Raw genomic sequence first — 17,680 nt, forward strand, 5'->3', positions numbered from 1 at the left:
CTCAAACATTAAAAATGGCACATTTATTCCCAACATAATCACATAACTCGGAAGCTTCTTTAATAATGTTTTTAGCTCTATTGTGATTAATTCCGATATCGGTTAACAACTTACTATTTCCTATTAATTCAGATGCCAAAAGCACCTCGCTAATTAGCAGTTTTTCTTTTTCGTATTGTGTTAATGTAGTCAGACAAGTAACCGGATACAGTCCGTTCTCTTCAATCTTATACTTCAAGCAAGAATTCGCAGGAAAATCCCAACTGACAAGTTTCAAATTAGAACAAGTGCCAAATTGAATTGCTTCCGATGTAAAACGATTGTTTGTGATTAACCAACACCGACTGATAGTGTCACTCTGACTAAAAACGGAATGGTTTTTCCCTTTTAAATCATTAAACCGCGATAAAATATACATTGGAATTTTAACATCGGATTTGATTTCATTACTACTATGAAATTTACATTCTACCATAGCTACAACGCCATCTTTTTTAACCATTACATCCACCTCATGCGAAACACATTTCCCGTTAAGCGTGATATTGGTTTGAACAGCATACCCTTCGGTACGGAACAATAGCGCAATATATTTTTCGAAAAAAAAACCGGCAGGACCCAATGCTTGAATAGCAGCTCTTAAGTTATATCGAGCGGCATGAACTTTAGACGTTTTTTTTAATAATTGAAATGCCATTTTATATATTTTTCGAGTAGGCATTCCATCATAAATCTCCCTTTCTATGGCACCAAGAATATCTTCAATTTTTTCTTTTGTAGCACCGGAAAGCTGAAGGGAATTACGCAATTTTTCTCTATCAAAATAAACGATATCCCCAGATTGTTTAACAACTTTCATAATCTCATCCTTTCAATTAAAGGTACGAAATTTTTTAGGAAACTTTTTTCTGATAATAAAAAGCAGGAAGAAACAAAACCAAGAATAAAGGCTGAATTAAAAATCGGCGTACATAAAACAGGAATACATAATCCGGTTGGTTGCATCCGTAAAGAATGAATAAAAAAGCGGCTACCAAGACGATGACGAATACTCCATAAAGTAGTCCTGTGAATTGCAACAGCTGTTTGTCTTTAAATACCAAATAAATGATACCGATTGACAGTATTGAATTCAAGAAATATCTAATAAAAATACCGAAAAGCAATTTAAGCAAGTCAAATTCCGGTAGCGGTTTGTTTTGAAAATCGGATTTGAAAAAATCCAAAAACGGATCGTAAAACAATTTCGTTTCGAACATGCGAACCAAAACCAACAAACTAGTTAGAATTACTAACCCAAAAATTGTGGTTTTATTTCTTAGGATTTCTTTTATCATAGCCCGAAAACTTTTTAATCCATAAAACCCAAAGAACAAAAACCACACTATATATAAACAACGGAAAAACTACGCCGTGTAATACATTTTCACATTCTGGAAAATTATATAGTGCAACCGCAAGAAGCGATATTCGCAACACATTTAAAAGATGAATTAACAAACAACCTAAAATAATGTACCCAAGAGTTCTAAACCATTTTGAGGAAAAAGCAAATACAAAAGCAGCAAACAAGATCATAACACTCAACGCATTACAACCTTCTATAATTCGAGCCACAAATTTACCTTGATATAATAAATTCAAACAAGGTTCAAAAATATTTTGCTCAACCTTTGCTTCTTTCCCAAATAAAAAGAGAACATCTTTAGATTGATGAGCCACCATTTTTGTAAATCCGTCTACCTCTAAACTTTTAGCATCATAACCGGACAGGTAATACCTATATCCAGCAGTTAGCACCACATACACCAGTAAAAACTTAACCAGAAACATAATAAAAGGCCTGTATGAGCGTAAAATGTTTTTCACAAAATTGATTTTAACAAAAATATAAAAATTAAAAGAGTACAAATAAATACTTTTGCACAAAACTAAAAACATGAACTTTCAGGAATTACAACCCAAGGTTATTGAAACACTTTCACAAAACGAGAAGTCGCGTGACGAAAAACTCAAAAACCTTTGTCAATTATTATCCGATTCCATTTCTTATTACAATTGGGTTGGATTCTATTTTGCTAACCACGATACCAAAACATTACATTTAGGTCCATATGTTGGAGCCGAAACAGATCATACTGTTATTCCGTTTGGAAAAGGAATTTGCGGACAAGTGGCAGAATCGAATGCTAACTTTGTAGTTCCAGACGTAAAAGCACAAGATAATTACATTGCATGTAGCTTTACGGTAAAATCGGAAATTGTGGTACCTCTTTTTGTAAACGGAATCAACATCGGGCAAATTGATATTGACAGTCATGCAATTGACCCATTCACTGAAGCCGATGAACGTTTCTTAGAATTTGTAAATCAAGAAGTAGCGAAATTATTTTAAGCAAGTTCAATAGAATTATTTGCCAGTTAAAAAAATAAAGTTACCTTTGCACCCGTATTGAGACAGTCTCAATTTACATAATAATCATTTTAATAATATTAGCATGTATTTAACTAAAGAAGTAAAAGCTGATATCTTCGCGAAACACGGAGGAAAAGCTGAAAACACAGGTTCTGCTGAAGGGCAAATCGCTTTGTTCACTTTCAGAATCAACCACTTAACTGGACACTTAAAAGCTAATCGTCACGATTACAACACTGAGCGTTCACTTGTGAAATTAGTAGGTAAAAGAAGAAGTCTTCTTGACTACTTAAAGAAAAAAGATATCAACAGATATCGTGAGATTATCAAAGAATTAAACATCAGAAAATAATCATGAAGAAGAGGTGCCTGCGCGCCTCTTTTTGTTTTGTATATTTTGACAGAAAAAAGTTTGGTTTTTCATTGGGGATTAGACAACTACACAACAACAACACAACTATGACCCTTTGTTTAATTAAGAATTAAATTTTATGATTCCTAAAGTTACCCGAGAAATTATCGATTTGGGAGACGGTAGAACCATCTCAATCGAAACAGGAAAACTAGCCAAACAAGCCGACGGTTCTGTCGTGGTTCGTATGGGCGATGCAATGTTATTAGCTACGGCTGTATCCGCCCGTACAGCCAATCCAGGTGTAGATTTCCTACCCCTTACAGTAGACTACCGTGAAAAATTTGCCGCTGCCGGACGTTTCCCAGGTGGTTTTTTCAAAAGAGAAGCACGTCCTAGCGATAGCGAAGTATTAACCATGCGTCTTGTAGACCGTGTATTACGTCCGCTTTTCCCAGACGATTATCATGCTGAGACTCAAGTTATGATTCAATTAATGTCTCATGACGAAAACGTTATGCCTGATGCTTTAGCCGGACTTGCAGCTTCTGCATGTTTAGCAGTTTCAGACATTCCTTTTTACAACTTAATTTCTGAAGTTCGCGTTGGTCGAGTAGATGGAAAATTAGTTATCAACCCTAGCCGTGAGCAATTAGAGGTATCTGATATCGACATGATGATTGGAGCTTCTGCCGACTCTGTTTGTATGGTTGAAGGTGAGATGAAAGAAATCTCAGAAGCAGAAATGGTTGAAGCTATTAAATTTGCTCATGAAGCCATTAAAGTTCAAATTGCCGCTCAAGAGCGCATGAGAACTGCTTTAGGTTCACCTGCCTATAGAGAATATGAAGGAGAGAAAAACGACGAAACAGTTTACGCTAAAGTAAAAGAAGCTAGCTACAACAAATACTACGCTGTTGCAGAAGCCGCTTCAAGCAAACAAGAAAGAGGCGAGAAATTTGCCGAAATTAAAGAAGAGGTAAAAGCGTTATTCACTGAAGAAGAATATGCCGAAAATGCTGATTTAGCAGAATTGGTATCTAAATACATCTACAAAACGCAAAAAGAAGCGGTTCGTAATGTGATTTTGGAAAAAGGAATTCGTTTAGATGGTCGTAAAACAACTGAAATTCGTCCAATTTGGTCAGAAATCGATTATTTACCATCAGCACACGGTTCAGCTATCTTTACACGTGGAGAAACGCAAGCATTAGCAACTGTTACTTTAGGAACTTCTAGAGAAGCAAATGTTATCGATTTACCATCAGAACAAGGTGAAGAGCGTTTCTATCTTCATTACAACTTCCCTCCTTTTTCAACTGGTGAAGCAAAACCACTTAGAGGAACATCAAGAAGAGAAGTAGGTCATGGAAACTTAGCACAACGTGCGCTTAAAAATATGATTCCTGCCGATTGTCCTTATACAATTCGTGTAGTGTCTGAAGTTTTAGAATCAAACGGTTCGTCATCTATGGCAACAGTTTGTTCTGGAACATTAGCATTAATGGATGCTGGGGTTCAAATGACAAAACCGGTTTCTGGAATTGCCATGGGATTGATCACAGATGGAGAAAAATTCGCGGTTCTTTCAGATATCTTAGGTGATGAAGATCACTTAGGTGATATGGACTTTAAAGTTACTGGTACTGCCGATGGTATTACGGCTTGTCAGATGGATATCAAGATTGACGGATTACGTTACGACATTATGGAACAAGCTTTATCGCAAGCTCGTGACGGTCGTTTACATATTCTTGGAAAATTAGTTGAAACCATTGCTCAACCAAGACCAGAAGTAAAACCAAAAGCTCCTAAAATTATCACTCGTGTTATTCCTGGAAACTTTATTGGTGCATTAATTGGTCCTGGTGGAAAAGTAATTCAAGAATTACAAAAAGCAACAGGTACTACAATTGTAATTAACGAAGTTGACGAGCAAGGAGTAGTAGAAATTTTAGGAACAAGCCCAGAAGGAATTGCTGCTGTACTTTCTAAAATTGACTCAATTGTTTTCAAACCAGTAATGGGCGAAGCTTACGAAGTTAAAGTAGTTAAAATGCTTGACTTTGGTGCTGTAGTAGAATATACCGCTGCTCCAGGGAACGAAGTTTTATTACACGTTTCTGAATTAGCATGGGAGCGCACTGAAAACGTTGCCGATGTTGTAAAAATGGGAGATGTTTTCATGGTAAAATACTTAGGTGTTGATCCAAAAACCAGAAAAGAAAAAGTTTCTAAAAAAGCGCTTTTACCTCGCCCTCCTCGTGAAGAGAAAAAAGATGAGAAAAAAGACAATACGCAACAAGGTTAATTTTTTAATAAATTAATTCATAGAAAACCCTGATTCATCTTTTTGAATCGGGGTTTTTGTTTATAAGAAATTCCAACTTCCTGAAATACCTACATTTAAAGATGGCCCTCCAAAATTATTCTCAGCATTACAGTTGAATAAACCATACGGAGCATATTGATAATTACAAAACACTCCAAATCCGTAACACATAACCTTTAAACCTTGAGAAACAGCTATAGTATGCAATGTAGGGTCAAAATCCAGTTTGTCATACTGCTCACCATCGGGTTTTCGGTAATGCAAATATTTCCAACCAATACCCGAATTGGATTCGATATGAAAAATTTCGTTATTTGATTGAAACAAAATTCGCGAATACCTAAAACCTAATAAAAAAGAAGTCTTACTTCCTTCTAACTTTAATTTCTCATCAGACACCTGATACTCAACCTCTCTACCCTTGACAATACCACTTAACTCTGCACCAAAATCAATGTATTGTTTTCGGGCAATTTTTGTTCGTAAATAATAACCTGTATTGACAGAACTTTCATATTTATCCGACAACGCCCCTAATGGAATCCCGTAGCTTACTTCTACAATATTTCGTTTATACAAATCTATTTTAGGATATGTAATAGTGTCCTGAGCGTAAATAGTTACTGCAAAAAAGAGAAAAAACAACACCTTATTCATGAGTTAAAATTTTAAAATGATAATTATATTCATACGAGTTACCAGCTCCTAAAAACAAGAACATCCCTTCATTTACATTTCTGTTTACGAAAATCACTTCGTTGTTGTCTGATAGGAAAACGCTATACTTTTTCATTTCTTTCGTCATTAAAACAATCGGAAACGAAATGGTCTTATAATTGGTGTAGAAAACAAATTTTTTCTTGTGTTGCTTTCCATAAAACTTGAGCACATACTCTTTTTGGCTTGTATCTTCAAACTTTAGAAACAACACGTTCTTTTCTATTTGTAACGAAATGGCCTTGGCGTAGTTGATGTTTTTATCATTGGAAATTTCCTTAAGAAAACTTCTTGTAAAAATGTGATCATCATACTCGCTGGTTATGGTATCGAGTTTATCATAAAAACTAACAGACAACTGTTTTGGAAATTCTTTAAAATCATCGGTATTCAACTGGTTACTTACACTACACGACGAAACCAACACCAAAAAAAGAAACGGCAACACGTATGGCAAAATCTTAGCCTTACCCATATTATTAATTTTAAAAATCATATTACTTCGCTTTTAGAAATCGATACTGATTGCGTCCAGAATTCCCTGCAGCAAAAAACATAAACGCTCCAGAATAGTCGTAATAATGATTCAAAATCAAAGTGGAGTCTTTTGCTACCCCGAATCGTAATCGATTAACTTTAGCAATAGAATAAATAGGGAAAAAAGGGATTCGCTTCCTTTCTAGAAACACTTGAAAATATTTTTTCTTGAAGACACCTTTGAAAGCCTGCTCCGACTTCCCGCCTAAAACATCTTTATAGACGACATTCAAACGACTTTGTTTATCTACATAAACCTTGACTATCGAATCTGCATTACGAATCTGAAATAAACCTTGAATGGTTGTTTTTTTAGAACGGGTAGAATCATTCTTTACAGAAGTAGCTATAAACTCTCCATTAAGTTTTTTGTTCAACTCCATCAATTCCTTGTTTGGAATTTTTCCAGACTTACAAGACAAAAAACACACCGAAACGAGTAACATCAATACAATTGTTTTCATAATTAGTGATTTTAATTAGATCAAAACTAAATTTAAAATCACAAAACAAGTTGCGCATTATAATATTTCATATTTTTGATTTTGCGAAATTCACAAATGAAAAATCAAGAACTGCTACTTAAAAGCATTAGAAAACACCTTCCAAAAGACAAATCGTTGCTGGAAGAAATGGCCGCTGTTCTAAACATAAGTTATGATGCAGCACACAGAAGAATTTCATTAAAAAGTAAATTATCCATTGAGGAGACTGTTCGTTTATGCCATTATTACTCCATATCGATGGACAGCTTGTTTGCAAATCAAAATAAATTTGTGGTTGAAAAAACCAGTTCCATAAGCTCCTCAAATGACTTTAAATCCTATTTCGAGAAATCAAATCAACTTTTATCCCCTTACTTCCAGTTAGAGACCACAATCTTTTATTCAGCTAAAGACATTCCGTTACAATATACTATTGGAGGTACATTACTTTCAAAATTTAAACTTTTTGTATGGTTAAATTTGTTAACCGACAAACAGAACTCTCGTTTTGAAGATTTTCAGCTAGACCAATCCATGCTTAATGAAACTACCCGATTAAAAGCAATTTTTGAAAAGTCAAAACAAATTGAGATTTGGAACGACACAACTATAAATAGTTCATTACAGCAAATTTTTTATTTCTTTGAAGCAGGACTGGTTACACATCAAAACGCATTGTTATTACTTGAAGACGTTAAAGAAATTATCAAGAAAATTGTCCACAACATTCAAAAAAAACCTGAACAATTTCAAGTATATTATAACGAGCTTTTAATTTTAAACAATGTCGTTTTATTCGATTCTAAAGAAAAGTCTTCCCTATTTATTCCATACAACATGCTAGGCTATTGTGTTACTTCCGAAAAAAGCATCTGTCAAGAAGAAAAACAATTTATTTCAAACCAATTAAACAATTCCAAATTACTCAATCTAACAGGTAAAAAGGACAGAAACATTTTCTTCAACAGAATGCTTCAGAAGGTAGAATACTATAGACTGAAAATTGAAAATTACATTATAGAATAATTTTTGTAACACGTGTAACTTTTTTGCAACTCATTACGTATAACAACCTGAACACTTAAAATGATAAGGAGACAAATTAATGAGACAGCTCAAAATTACCAAGCAGGTTACCAATCGTGAAACTGCTTCCTTAGACAAATACCTACAAGAAATCGGAAAAGTAGATTTAATTACTGCCGATGAAGAAGTAGAATTAGCGCAACGCATTAAAGCAGGCGACCAAAGAGCCTTAGAAAAATTAACGAAAGCCAACTTACGTTTTGTGGTTTCCGTAGCAAAACAATATCAAAATCAAGGGTTAACATTACCCGATTTAATTAACGAAGGAAACTTAGGATTAATTAAAGCCGCACAACGTTTCGATGAAACTCGTGGTTTTAAATTTATTTCGTATGCGGTATGGTGGATTCGTCAATCTATTCTACAAGCACTAGCAGAACAATCCCGTATCGTTCGTTTACCGTTAAATAAAATTGGTTCTATCAACAAGATCAATAAAATGTATGCCTTGTTGGAGCAATCACAAGAAAGAGCGCCGTCTGCCGAAGAAATTGCTGCAGAACTAGACATGACTGTGAACGATGTTAAAGAGAGTATGAAAAACTCGGGTCGTCACTTATCAATGGACGCTCCACTTGTTGAAGGTGAAGATTCAAACTTATACGACGTATTGCGTTCAGGCGAATCTCCAAATCCAGATCGTGAATTAATTCATGAATCACTTCGTACTGAAATCGAGCGTGCTTTGGAAACCTTAACTCCTAGAGAAGCAGACGTAGTTCGCTTATACTTTGGATTAGGTGACCAACACCCTATGACTTTGGAAGAAATTGGAGAAACTTTCGATTTAACGCGCGAACGTGTTCGTCAAATTAAAGAAAAAGCAATTAGACGTTTAAAACACACTTCAAGAAGCAAGATTCTTAAAACTTACTTAGGATAAGTCAAAAAAAAGTTGTAAATTGAATTGTTTATTTTAACTTTACGGCTCAAAATTTAATACTATTTCCTTAAAATATTGAAAATAACAACAGTTTCAATAACTGTTCGTTTTTTGATTGATGATTGAAACTCCGGCTGATTACCGGAGTTTTGCTTTTTAAGCAATCAAAACTCCAGTCTGTTCGCATATAAAATGCTCGGGTTTCCGGAGTTTTGCTTTTTAAGCAATCAAAACTCCTATTTATACTTTTACTGCTTTTACCAAATTGCTCCACTTGATTGATGATTAAAACTCCCAAGTTATTTTTGAATTAGAACTCTATTAAAGTATCTTTGCACCTTCAACACAACAACACAAATACGTACTAATGAGTAAACAAGCCATTATAGCACCATCAGTGCTTGCTGCAGATTTTGCAAACTTACAACGTGACATCGAAATGATTAATTCAAGTGAAGCAGATTGGTTTCATATTGATATCATGGACGGCGTTTTTGTTCCTAACATTTCTTTTGGAATGCCCGTTTTAGAAGCAATTAACAAACATGCCAAAAAAACCATCGATGTACATTTAATGATTGTAGATCCAGACCGCTACATTAAAACCTTCAAAGAACTTGGTTCGGATATCCTTACTGTTCATTATGAAGCTTGTACTCACTTACACCGCACATTACAAGCCATAAAAGCAGAAGGAATGAAAGCAGGTGTTGCCATAAATCCTCATACAAACGTATCGCTTTTAGAAGATGTAATTAAGGACATTGACTTGGTTTGTATAATGAGTGTAAACCCTGGTTTCGGCGGACAATCTTTTATCGAAAATACCTATAAAAAAATTTCCCAATTAAAAGAAATCATTAGTCGAAACGGTGCTTCAACCCTTATTGAAATTGACGGTGGAGTAACTGATAGAAACGCCAAACAACTTATTGATGCAGGCGCTGATGTATTGGTTGCCGGAAGTTTTGTTTTTAAATCGCAAAACCCCATTGAAACCATTTCGAATCTAAAAAGTAAAACTACTTCATAAAAAACAAAAGGCACTTAATTAAGTGCCTTTTTTAATTATACTGGGTTATTAAGTACTGAATCAAATCGGTTGTTGTTACAATCCCGACAAGCAAATCTCCAACACATACCGGTAAAGCATGAAACTCATGAGAGGTTAATATCTCTGCAGCTTCTTTAATTGTTGTTTCCGGTGTAACGGTAACCACTTCTTTGGTCATTACCTGCTCCAAAGTAAACATATTGTATACTGTAACATCTATAGCCTCTTCGCCTTCGTCTACAGCATCAACATACGATATTCGAAGTAAATCTGAATAACTCAACATTCCAATTATCTTATTCCCATGAACCACAGGAATATGTTTTATTTTATGACTCTTAAACAAACTTTCCGCTTTAGTTAAATCATCGGTTAAATTTAACTTAACGACATTATGAGTCATAATGGATGCTATTGGAACATTTTGTTTCATATCTAATATATTGAATATCAATATTTTGATATAGTAAAATTACAAAATATAAGTTCAAAAATTGTAAAATTACAACTTAATATTTCCCGAAATTTCCTGAAGCATCACTTCTGAAATCTTAGCCTGAAAAAGCGCATTATTACTTCTTGCGACAGCATTAACATAATTCTGTTGTGCATTTCGAAATTCGATTGAAGGAACTGAACCAATTCTGAATTTCTCTAAGGTAATCTCTAAATTTTGTTTCGCTATAGCCTCATTTTCCTGCTCGAGCTTAGTCAAATCTACATTAGCCAAATAGGTTTGATACAAACTCATCACTTGAGATTGTATTTTTTGCTTTATCTGATCTAATTCCAATTTAGAATTTTCAACTTGATATTTAATCGATTTTTCGGCTCTATTTTGTTGTCCTCCATTAAAAATAGATAAGGAAGCCGTAACACCATAGGTCAATCCACGACTGTTCGATTGCGACACGAAACCTAAACTCGATTCTGTATTGGAAAAGTTATATCCGCTATTCAAGCGCACTACCGGATAACGATTTGCTTTTACTTTTTGCTGCTCTAGCTCGGCAATTTTAGTATTTAATTGAGCTAATTCCAATTCACTGTTTTGACTTTCCGATTGTTGTAAAATATCAGCCAATATAAGGTTCTCGTTTAAAACCGTACTTTCTTCAACTACAAAATCAAGACTTAAATCTCTTGCTAACAATTCATTAAGCTTAATTTTTCCTGTTGCTAGAATTTCTTTCTGTTTCGCGAAATTGGACAAATCCGAATTTAAATCAACTTTAGCATTCAAAACCTCTAATTTAGACGCCTTTCCAATTATATATCTGTTCTCTGCTGTTTTCAATCGTTGCTTAGAAATTACGATTGTAGTATCTAAAGCCCTCATAAGTTGCTGTTGCTGGACCAAATCATAATAAGCTGTCAGCACTTGAGAAGTTTTTGATAAGATAGTCATACGAAGTTCAGCATCACCTTGTTTTTCAATCGTTTTCAACTGATTGTAGCGCGAAAACATACCCATTCCATCAAATACAGTCCACCCTAACGAAACGCCGTAAGTAATACTGTTATTTTTGGCATTATTCAATTCTCGAACATCACCATTTTGTTGGGTTTGCTTTGAGTTTTGAAGTGCATTACTCTGAGTAAAATTAGCTGTTACTTGCGGAAGCATTCCTGCGTTTCCAATACTTGAGTTCGTTTGGTCAACCTTAGACGCGTTTGATGCAATTTTAATATCAAAGTTCTTTTCCAAAGCCATAGAAACAGCGTCTTTTACTGTTAAAATTTCTTGGGAAAATCCGTTTGTACTAAAAACGAATACTGTAAAAATTGTTATACTTAAGAATTTCATTTAATCTAATGTATCAAATTCTGGATTGTGTTTTTTCTCTTTAGACCACATAAAATAAATGGCCGGAATAACAAATAAGGTTAATAAAAGTGAAAACAAAGTACCTCCAACAATTACAACTCCCATACCCATTCTACTTTGTGAAGCGGCTCCCAACGACATTGCAATTGGCAGTGCTCCTAAAGCGATAGCCAAACTTGTCATCAAGATAGGACGAAGTCTAGACTCCGCAGCTTCCATTACAGCCTGATATTTTGGTTTTCCTTGTTCCTGCAGCTGATTTGCAAACTCAACAATTAAGATGCCATTTTTAGTTACCAGTCCTATTAGCATAATCGTACCAATTTGACTGAAAATATTCCAAGTCTGACCAAAAAGCCATAACGAAAATAAAGCTCCTGCAACAGCCATAGGAACCGTTAAAATAATAATAAACGGATCAATAAAACTTTCGAACTGTGCGGCTAAAATCAAAAATATTAGCAACAAGGCCAATCCAAAGGCAAAGGAAGTATTTGAACTACTTTCCACAAAATCTCTCGATTCACCACTTAAATCAGTGGTAAACGTGTCGTCAAGAACCTTTTCTTTAATGCGGTTCATCGCATCAATTCCTTCACTAATACTCCTATTTGGCGCCAATCCAGCCGAAACTGTAGCCGACATATAACGATTATTATGGTACAATTGTGGCGGACTACTTTGCTCTTCAATGGTCACTAAATTATCCAATTGAATAAGCTTTCCTTCTTTATTTTTCACAAATATTGAAGCCAAATCCATTGGAGCATCTCTATCTTTCTTATCGAATTGTCCGATGACCTGATATTGTTTTCCGTTACGCATAAAATACCCAAAACGCTGACCACTCAAAGACAATTGCAAGGTTTGCGCCACATCGATTACCGACACACCAAGACTTTGAGCTTTCTCACGATCTATCGTTACATATACTTCCGGTTTATTGAATTTAAGATCAACATCGGAGTTTGAAAATGTTGGATCATTGGAAACCTCTTCCATGAACAACGGAATTTTCTCCTCTAGCTTTTTAAAATTTGGCGCTTGAATAACGAATTGCACCGGCATTCCGCCTCTTCTATTCACAGCAATTGTAGGAGATTCAGAGACATTTACTTTAGCTTCAGAATATTGTTTTGTCCATTTGGTCAAACTTTCAGCCAGTTCTTTTTGTGTTTTATCCCTTTCGTCAGGCTGTACCAAAGCTATACGTGCTCTACCGGTATTTACCGATGAAGAACCAAATCCTGGAGAAGTAATAATTAAACTTACCTTTTTTTCTGGAATTGAATCGTTGATAAGTTCGGTAATTTCATTCATAAAACGATCCATATAGTCGTAAGATGCCCCTTCTGGAGCCGTAACATTCATGGATATAAAACTTCTGTCATCGTAAGGAGCGGTCTCTTTCTGAAGAATATTGAAAAATAAAACTATTAGTCCGAAACAAGCAATCAATATTGGAAAACTCAACCATTTTTTCTTCATAAATGCAGTAAGAGTTTCTGCGTATGATGAATTCATTTTTTGAAATAAAGGTTCGGTAAGATTATAGAATTTTGTTTTCTTCTGTTTCCCGCCTTTCATCAAATACGCATTTAACATTGGAGTTAGCGTAAGCGAAACAAAAGCCGAAATCAATACCGCAGAGCCAATAACAATACCGAATTCCCTAAACAGGCGTCCTACAAAACCTTCCAAGAAAATCACTGGTAGAAAAACAGCCGCTAAGGTTATGGAAATCGAAATTACTGCAAAGAAAATCTCATTAGATCCTTTTACAGCAGCTTGAATTGGCGACATACCTTCTTCAACTTTCTTGAAAATATTTTCGGTAACAACAATTCCATCGTCTACCACAAGTCCGGTTGCTAAAACAATGGCCAAAAGCGTTAAAACATTTACCGAAAATCCACATAAGTACATTATAAAAAAGGTAGCTATTAGCGAAACGGGAATGTCAATTAAAGGTCGGAAAGCAATCGCCCAATCTCTAAAGAACAGATAAATGATTAGCACTACCAATATGATTGCAACCAAAAGGGTTTCTGCTACTTCGGTTACTGCTTTTTTTACAAAAACAGTATTATCGATAGCAATATTTAGTTTAAAATCTTTCGGTAAATCTTTCTGAAACTGTTCGTATTGCTCGTAGAATTTTTCAGCAATGTCCAGGTAATTTGTTCCAGGTTGAGGAATCACAGCAAGTCCTACCATTGGCTGACCCGAATCGGATAGTTTAGTCTCAAGATTTTCAGCTTCCAAAGAGGCTTTGCCTACATCACTTAACCTAACAATTCTTTCGCCATCGGCTTTTATGATGATGTCTCCAAACTCTTCTTCTGTTGAAATATTACCAATTGTTTTAACCGTAAGCTCCGTATTGGCTCCTGTAAGCTTACCCGAGGGCAATTCGACATTTTGTTTATTCAACGCATCTCTCACATCGGAAACCGTGCACCCATAAGATGCCAATTTTACGGGGTCTATCCATAAACGCATGGCATATTTTCGCATACCCCAAATTTGGACACTACTTACCCCAGGTATGGTTTGAAGACGTTGGGAAAGTACGTTATCGGCATAATCTGTAAGTTCCAGAACATTTTTAGTATCACTTTGAACCGTCATGGTTATGATAGGCTGCGAATCGGCATCTGCCTTGGAAACTACAGGTGGTGCATCAATATCTTGAGGCAAACTTCGCACAGCTTGTGAAACCTTATCTCGTACATCGTTAGCCGCTTCTTCTAAATTCTTATTCAAATCGAACTCCACAGTGATGCTGCTTCGCCCTTGACTACTTGTAGAAGAAATATTTCGAATACCATCAATAGAATTAATAGCTTTTTCGAGTGGCTCTGTAATTTGTGATTCAATAATATCCGCATTCGCTCCCGAATAATTGGTTTGCACCGAAATTTGGGCAGGATCAATAGAAGGAAATTCACGGACTCCTAAAAAAGTATATCCAATAACTCCAAAAAGAATCAACAACAGATTCATAACTATTGTTAACACGGGTCGTTTGATACTTATAGTTGATAAGCTCATATCTGAAATTATTTAAGGATTACTTTAACGGGTGATCCTTCTTTTAACGTCATAACTCCAGAAGTTAACACCGTATCTCCTTTGGTTAAACCCGACGTGATTAAAACATCTTTATCCGTTCTAGGTCCAGTTTCAACAATAATTTCTTTAGCTTTTCCTTTATTAGAAATGAATACTTTTTTTCCGTTTTGGATTGGAATTAAAGCTTCACTAGGCACAAGTAATGCATCGGTAATATTATCAAGAGGCAATGCAACGTTTGCAAAAGTCCCTGGAATTAACTTTGCTTCAGGATTTTGGGCAATAGCCCTCATTTTCAAGGTACGAGTTACCTCTTCTATTTCGGGTTCTACTGCATAAACTTTTGCTTTAAAAACCTCTTTGGAACCAGAAACCGTAAACGTAATTTCTGAACCGGGTTTCATTTGAACGGCATATTTTTCAGGTGCTGAAAAAGTAATCTTAACCTGAGTCGTATTTACCAATTTTGCGACAACAGTTGTAGGAGTAACATAAGTCCCTTTTGAAATAGAACGCAATCCAATTTTACCAGAAAAAGGTGCTTTTACAGCCGTTTTGTATAATTGAGCTTTAATAAGTTGAGTTTGAGCCTTAGCCGAACGAAAATCAGCACTGGCTATATCATATTCTTCTTGACTTATTGCTTCTTTTTGAAGTAATAGTTTGGCACGACGTTCATTCTCTGATGTAAGTTGCTGTTTGGTTTGAGCTTGAATTAGCTGAGCGCGTAATTCACTATCATTAATTTTAAACAACAACTGTCCTTGAGACACATTTGTACCTTCTGAAAAATTAATACTTTCTACCACTCCAGAAACCTCACTTCTAATTTCAACCTCTTCATTGGCTTCAATAGACCCAGACAATTTAAGATTATCCGAAAACAATTGTGGCACCAACACCATCCCGGTAACTTTTGAAGGTTTTTTAGGCCCTCCTTTATCTTTTCCATTGGTGTCTTTTTCAGCGTTTTGAGATATACGATAAAAGACCAATCCGCTTAAAATTATTGCAATAACGAAGTAAGATATATATTTCATTTTCATAATTTGTATAGACAAGCTTTGTTTTAAAATTACACAAAGCTACTTCTTAAGTTGAAAATAGCAGGAGAAACAAGCTTGCTTTTAACAAAAATTTAGCGGCTTTCTTTAAAATTGATCATCAACTCAACCTTATGAAAAAGTTCAGGGAATTCTTTTTTAAAAACCTCAGGAGTTTCAAAAAAGTGTTCTAAAATAACAGCCAAAAACTCAAACTTATTGGTATAGGCGTAGATTCGAAAATATTCAGATTCTATTAGGCGTTTGGCATTAGGTGGATGGTGAATATCGCGCATGATTTCTTTATACATATCAAAAAAAATCACCATACTTGTGTTATTACTTTTCATGGCTTGAAAGTTGAGCGCATGCGCAAATTCATGTAGCCCTAAATTGATATTATCATCATGAATTGCAAATCCTTTTTTAAAATCTTTCCATGAAAAAGCAATGGCTTTAACCACCGGATTAAATTCACCAATATGATATTCTTCATTCATGGTAGAATAATATTCTTCCGGAAAAATAACTATACGCTCAAAAACATCGAAAAGATAATGTTTCATTCCAAAGGTTAGCATAGTAGAGGTTGCAGCTATTAATACTTTCATTTCATCGGTTACTTGTAATCCTTCTCTACCAACAAACTCATATTCTGCAATAAAATCGGCTACCCTATATTGAAAATAGATTTGTTCTTTTTGAGGAAGATTTTGATAGAACAAAACCTTTTTTAGAAGTATGCGACGCTGTGAACGTTTTAGCTTTTTATGAAACGGATAAAAGTGAATGTACAACGGTTTATTAAAAATTGCGATGTAACCATGCTCCACAACTTTAAAGCAGAGCAATCCGATGAGAATAATTACCAATACCGCAATCCAAATATTATCCAAACCGTATAATTTTCTTGATTCCAAATCTATTCAAAAAAAGGGAATGTACAAAAGTTTATACGTGCGGTAATGCAGAAAAAACAAAGGAATGAACTATTTATTTACATATAGTTGTGCCCTCAGAGGAATTGACCAAGCCTTCCCCTAAAAAGCTCCGCCTTGAAAACAAAGAAACACGCTAAAAATACTCAAGCAAGCTTGGAATTAAAAAAAGGGGTTGGCTTCGCCTTCCCCTACAAAGCTCCGCTTTGAAAACAAAGAAACACGCTAAAAATACTCAAGCAAGCTTGGATATTTTTAGCGTGTTTCCTTATTTATACGTGACCTCGGAGGGGTTCGAACCCCCAACCCTCAGAGCCGAAATCTGATATTCTATCCAGTTGAACTACGAGGCCATTATGAAGTCTGAAATTAGAAGTTAGAAGTCTGAATAATAAAAAACTAAATTCTTTATGCTAATAATTTCTTAACAATTGTAGAAATGGTTTTACCATCAGCTTGACCCGACAATTCTTTTGAAGCCATTCCCATTACTTGCCCCATTGCTGCCATACCAGAGAAACCTCCATCTGCAATAATTTTAGAGACTACAGCTTCTACTTCTGCTTCAGACAATTGAGCGGGTAAAAATTTCTCAATAACTGCAACTTGTGCTAATTCTGGTTCCGCCAAATCGGCGCGCCCTTGCTCGTTAAAAATAGTAGCGCTATCTTTTCTTTGTTTTACTAATTTTTGCAAAAGTTTGATTTCGTCTTCAGCGGTTAAATCACCTCCAGTAGCGGAAGTTTGTGCTAATAAAATTTCGGATTTAATGGCACGTAATGCTTCCAGGGCTACTGTATCTTTTGCTTTCATGGCGGTTTTCATCTCGTCCATGATTTGTGTTGCTAAACTCATCTTTATAATTATTTATACTATTAGTTAAATTCATTGGCAAAAAATAAAATGGTATTGCAATAGCCCCGACAGAAGCGGC

At 35.2% G+C, this 17,680-nt stretch carries 18 protein-coding genes and 1 tRNA gene; 6 read left to right on the forward strand and 13 right to left on the reverse strand.

Annotated elements, in window-relative coordinates; all coding sequences use genetic code 11:
- Position 1 precedes the first annotated feature (1 nt).
- The 3 genes from ACZ1JT_RS03565 to xrtF are packed head-to-tail and all read right to left on the reverse strand — an operon-like array spanning position 2 to position 1,869.
- On the reverse strand, positions 2-859 hold the full coding sequence (locus ACZ1JT_RS03565; protein ID WP_465094790.1) for a restriction endonuclease: 858 nt from the start codon (positions 857-859) through the stop codon (positions 2-4).
- 34 nt (positions 860-893) lie between these two features.
- Positions 894-1,337: an exosortase F system-associated membrane protein gene (locus ACZ1JT_RS03570; RefSeq protein ID WP_465094791.1), complete on the reverse strand. Its 444-nt coding sequence runs from the start codon at positions 1,335-1,337 to the stop codon at positions 894-896.
- A complete protein-coding gene (gene xrtF, locus ACZ1JT_RS03575; protein ID WP_465094792.1) occupies positions 1,312-1,869 on the reverse strand; it encodes an exosortase family protein XrtF in 558 nt (185 codons plus the stop codon). The genes ACZ1JT_RS03570 and xrtF overlap by 26 nt, the downstream gene beginning before the upstream one ends.
- Before the next feature lie 70 nt (positions 1,870-1,939).
- On the opposite strand from xrtF, the gene ACZ1JT_RS03580 reads away from it, so the two are divergent.
- The 3 genes from ACZ1JT_RS03580 to ACZ1JT_RS03590 all read left to right on the forward strand — a co-directional run bounded on the left by ACZ1JT_RS03580 (position 1,940) and on the right by ACZ1JT_RS03590 (position 5,079).
- Positions 1,940-2,395 (forward strand): GAF domain-containing protein, encoded by a 456-nt coding sequence (locus tag ACZ1JT_RS03580; RefSeq protein ID WP_465094793.1) that lies wholly within the window; start codon positions 1,940-1,942, stop codon positions 2,393-2,395.
- A 103-nt stretch (positions 2,396-2,498) separates the two neighbouring features.
- Positions 2,499-2,768, forward strand: coding sequence for a 30S ribosomal protein S15 (gene rpsO / locus ACZ1JT_RS03585; RefSeq protein WP_465094794.1), 270 nt, complete (start codon positions 2,499-2,501; stop codon positions 2,766-2,768).
- A 139-nt stretch (positions 2,769-2,907) separates the two neighbouring features.
- Positions 2,908-5,079 carry a polyribonucleotide nucleotidyltransferase gene (locus ACZ1JT_RS03590; RefSeq protein ID WP_465094795.1) on the forward strand — a complete coding sequence of 724 codons (2,172 nt, stop codon included), beginning with the start codon at positions 2,908-2,910 and terminating at the stop codon, positions 5,077-5,079.
- Between the two features lie 60 nt (positions 5,080-5,139).
- Here ACZ1JT_RS03590 and ACZ1JT_RS03595 read toward each other — a convergent pair whose 3' ends face one another.
- Genes ACZ1JT_RS03595 through ACZ1JT_RS03605 form a run of 3 tightly spaced genes read right to left on the reverse strand, consistent with a single transcriptional unit; the run spans position 5,140 to position 6,818 of the window.
- The gene (locus ACZ1JT_RS03595) at positions 5,140-5,757 is read right to left on the reverse strand and encodes a hypothetical protein (RefSeq protein WP_465094796.1); all 618 of its coding nucleotides are present in this window, start codon (positions 5,755-5,757) and stop codon (positions 5,140-5,142) included.
- Entirely contained in the window at positions 5,750-6,313 is a 564-nt protein-coding gene (locus ACZ1JT_RS03600) for a hypothetical protein (protein ID WP_465094797.1), read from the reverse strand. Before ACZ1JT_RS03600 ends, ACZ1JT_RS03595 begins: the two co-directional genes overlap by 8 nt.
- A gap of 1 nt (position 6,314) precedes the next feature.
- Positions 6,315-6,818 (reverse strand): hypothetical protein, encoded by a 504-nt coding sequence (locus ACZ1JT_RS03605; RefSeq protein ID WP_465094798.1) that lies wholly within the window; start codon positions 6,816-6,818, stop codon positions 6,315-6,317.
- Positions 6,819-6,914: 96 nt separating this feature from the next.
- On the opposite strand from ACZ1JT_RS03605, the gene ACZ1JT_RS03610 reads away from it, so the two are divergent.
- The 3 genes from ACZ1JT_RS03610 (at position 6,915) to rpe (ending at position 9,841) form a co-directional block, all read left to right on the forward strand.
- On the forward strand, positions 6,915-7,865 hold the full coding sequence (locus tag ACZ1JT_RS03610) for a hypothetical protein (RefSeq protein WP_465094799.1): 951 nt from the start codon (positions 6,915-6,917) through the stop codon (positions 7,863-7,865).
- A 79-nt stretch (positions 7,866-7,944) separates the two neighbouring features.
- Entirely contained in the window at positions 7,945-8,808 is an 864-nt protein-coding gene (locus ACZ1JT_RS03615; RefSeq protein WP_026979542.1) for a sigma-70 family RNA polymerase sigma factor, read from the forward strand.
- 367 nt (positions 8,809-9,175) lie between these two features.
- Positions 9,176-9,841 carry a ribulose-phosphate 3-epimerase gene (gene rpe / locus ACZ1JT_RS03620; protein ID WP_465094800.1) on the forward strand — a complete coding sequence of 222 codons (666 nt, stop codon included), beginning with the start codon at positions 9,176-9,178 and terminating at the stop codon, positions 9,839-9,841.
- A gap of 31 nt (positions 9,842-9,872) precedes the next feature.
- Here rpe and ACZ1JT_RS03625 read toward each other — a convergent pair whose 3' ends face one another.
- The 7 genes from ACZ1JT_RS03625 to ACZ1JT_RS03655 form a co-directional block, all read right to left on the reverse strand.
- Positions 9,873-10,295 (reverse strand): CBS domain-containing protein, encoded by a 423-nt coding sequence (locus tag ACZ1JT_RS03625; protein WP_465094801.1) that lies wholly within the window; start codon positions 10,293-10,295, stop codon positions 9,873-9,875.
- 69 nt (positions 10,296-10,364) lie between these two features.
- A complete protein-coding gene (locus ACZ1JT_RS03630) occupies positions 10,365-11,669 on the reverse strand; it encodes a TolC family protein (protein WP_465094802.1) in 1,305 nt (434 codons plus the stop codon).
- Positions 11,670-14,744 (reverse strand): efflux RND transporter permease subunit, encoded by a 3,075-nt coding sequence (locus tag ACZ1JT_RS03635; RefSeq protein ID WP_465094803.1) that lies wholly within the window; start codon positions 14,742-14,744, stop codon positions 11,670-11,672.
- Between the two features lie 8 nt (positions 14,745-14,752).
- Positions 14,753-15,811 carry an efflux RND transporter periplasmic adaptor subunit gene (locus ACZ1JT_RS03640; protein WP_465094804.1) on the reverse strand — a complete coding sequence of 353 codons (1,059 nt, stop codon included), beginning with the start codon at positions 15,809-15,811 and terminating at the stop codon, positions 14,753-14,755.
- 92 nt (positions 15,812-15,903) lie between these two features.
- On the reverse strand, positions 15,904-16,728 hold the full coding sequence (locus ACZ1JT_RS03645; RefSeq protein WP_465094805.1) for a zinc-dependent peptidase: 825 nt from the start codon (positions 16,726-16,728) through the stop codon (positions 15,904-15,906).
- Positions 16,729-17,025: 297 nt separating this feature from the next.
- Positions 17,026-17,099: transfer RNA gene (locus ACZ1JT_RS03650), tRNA-Arg, on the reverse strand.
- Between the two features lie 55 nt (positions 17,100-17,154).
- On the reverse strand, positions 17,155-17,601 hold the full coding sequence (locus tag ACZ1JT_RS03655; protein ID WP_465094806.1) for a GatB/YqeY domain-containing protein: 447 nt from the start codon (positions 17,599-17,601) through the stop codon (positions 17,155-17,157).
- Positions 17,602-17,680 lie beyond the last annotated feature (79 nt).

The sequence above is a fragment of the Flavobacterium sp. IC2-16 genome, from assembly GCF_055521455.1.